We start from the raw sequence: 2,679 nt of genomic DNA, 5'->3' as shown, positions 1-2,679 counted from the left end.
GGAGATACGCGGTTTCAAACTCGCGGTCAAGCACATTAACAACGGTGGTGGGTGGGTAACAAGCGAGAAGTACAATTCGCCTCTGGACGGTGACGGACTTCTGGGCAAAGATGTCGAATTCGTTGTCGAGGACACGGGTGGAAGTTCAGATACTGCCCGAAGCAACGCACAGCGGCTTGTTGATGGTGAGGAGGTAATTATGCTTGCTGGTGGGACGTCAAGCAGTGCTGGCCTGGCAAATCAGGAGGTTGCTGCGCAGAACCAGGTTATCTACATGGCGACGATGGCTAACACGAACTCGCTGACGGGTGCTGACTGCAACCGATACTCCTTCCGCGAGATGTTCAACAACCACATGGCGGCCGAGGCGCTGGCCCCAGCCCTCAGTGAAGAGTTCGGAAAAGATGCCAATTACGTCAAGATCTTTCAGGACAACGACTGGGGTCAGACGCTCCGGGACGATATGGATGCAGCCCTTGGGAATGTCGGCTGGGCACCTGTCTGGGATACGACTGCACAGGTCGGGACAAGCGATTATTCCCAGTACGCCGCAGACATCAAGTCAGTTGATTTCGACGTGATCGTCCTCGGGCTCGGTGGCCTCGACGCAGTAAACGCACTCAGAGCGTTCCGAGACGAGTTCCCGGAATCGAATATCGTCCTTCCGATGGCTTCGAGAGAGATTGCCGAGACCGCAGGCGGTGCGATAGAGGGCGTTATCGGAACAGTCGCCTGGAGTCCGGCGATCAACTCGCCGCTGTCTAACACCTTCCGAGAAACGTTCCGTGAGGAGTATGGCAGTTCGACAGGGTCCTCGAAATCGGCAGCCCCATCGGGGGCAGCGCACATCGCGTACACGCAAGCGTTGCAATACGCTAGCGCAGTCGAGCGGGCGGGAACGTTCAACCCGATCGACGTCATCGGAGCGCTCGAAGGACACGAGTACGACGCCGGTCTCGGACCGCAGACGCTCCGGGCCTGTGACCATCAGGCGATGCGTCAAGTACCGGTTGTAAGGGGGAAGTCAGAGATACAGCAATCCTACGGCACCTACTACGACCTGATTGGGGAGCCAGCGGATGTACAATATGCGTGCGACAGCGGGCCAGCGGCTAACTGCTCGCTTGGAGGGAGCTAAGTATGAGTTCAGGAGAGACACAGATACCAGACAGTTCAGAGAACGATTCGAACGCCTCCGGTGGGATTCTGGCGACAGTCGTCCCGGATGCCATCCGGCGAAACTTCGCACTCAAATTCGGTATCGTCCTTTTTATTATGGCGCTGTCGGTTGGTCTCGTTGGCCTTGCCGCGACAGAGCAGGTCAAAAACTACACGGAACAGCAGGTTCTGAGTGACTACGAAAACGCCGCTGCACAGGAAGCTGACATCCTGTCACAGTGGGTAGACCGAAACCGGCTATCGACCCAGTTCGTCTCTTCCAACGACATCTGGGCCAGTAGTGATACCGATGATATCGATATCGAACTCAACAATCGGAAAGCCGCTTTGTCCGCAGATGCTGCCGACATCCATCTGGTTGAACGCAATGCCGCCCAATCGCAAGTTGTCGCCAGCACATCTAACTCACAGGTGCTGACCAACTCACCGCTCGAATCGACGAGCAGGGCCTGGCTTACCGGTACGAACTTCGAAACGGCAAGCGATGTCGTCGTTTCCGACGTGTACCAGACGAACTCGGGCCCGGTCGTCGGCTTTGTCAGCCCTGTCGATGCCTCGCAGAATCGGTATATCCTCATCGAATACTCGCTTGACGAGATCGCGAACTCGCTTCAGGGGAACAACAGGGCTGAAGGCGGGTTTACCCAAGTCGTCAACGGGTCGGCGGTCGTCATGATTGACGAACCCAGAGACGGGAGCCGCGGCCTCGGAGGGAATATGCTGCAGTCGTACAGCGAGAACAGCCGCGCTACCGAACCGATCAGCGAGGCGAACGACCTTCGGTCCTCGGAACAGCAATCCGGTGTCACCGCTGATATGCCGGCAGCCGACGTGCTCAGCGAGCGCTACACCGTCGGCTACGCACCGATACAGGGGACGGACTGGGTCGTCCTCGTGCACGCGCCCAACTCCGCGGTCTTTGGTTTCGTCCAGAACGTCCAGCAGTACGGGCTCATCGGGACGGCGCTGATGGTGTTGCTCATCGCGGGTGTCGGTGCAATACTCGGATACAACACGGCAACATCGATCGACCGCCTGACCCGAAAGACGGACCAGATGCGACAGGGGAACCTCGACATCGATATCGCTACCAGTCGTATCGACAACATCGGTCGCCTGTACAGCGGGTTCGCTGATATGCGCGACGCCCTCAAAGAACAGATCAACGAGGCCGAGCGTGCACAGAAGGAAGCGGAGGTTTCCCGCGCCGAAGCCCTCGAAGTCAACAAGTACCTCCAGAAGAAGGCCGAGGAGTTCTCCGACGTGATGGAGGAGACGGCCGCTGGAAACCTCACTGAGCGAATGGCGACAGACGGCGAGAACGAGTCGATGGACCGTATCGCCAGCGAATTCAACGGCATGGTCGACGAACTCGAAAAGACCATCGGCCAGCTCAACAGCTTCGCCGACGAAGTCGCGGAATCTGGAGACGTCGTTCTGTCGAGTGCGGAGTCCGTCCGTGACGCGTCCGAACAGGTCGCCGAATCGACACAGAAGATC

2 protein-coding genes are annotated in these 2,679 nt (G+C 58.0%); both read left to right on the top strand.

Annotated features, from left to right (window positions below; translation table 11 throughout):
- Positions 1–1,138 (top strand): ABC transporter substrate-binding protein (locus G9463_RS22195; protein ID WP_165897857.1); only part of this gene is annotated, 1,138 nt, incomplete at its 5' end.
- 2 nt (positions 1,139–1,140) lie between these two features.
- Positions 1,141–2,679 (top strand): HAMP domain-containing protein (locus tag G9463_RS22190; protein WP_165897854.1); only part of this gene is annotated, 1,539 nt, incomplete at its 3' end.

Origin of the sequence: Haloarcula sp. JP-Z28, from assembly GCF_011440255.1 — an archaeon.
In the GTDB taxonomy this organism is placed as follows: Archaea; Halobacteriota; Halobacteria; order Halobacteriales; family Haloarculaceae; genus Haloarcula; species Haloarcula marismortui.
The sequence above is the reverse complement of the archived record's forward strand: the minus strand, read 5'-3'. Positions and strand labels throughout refer to the sequence as shown.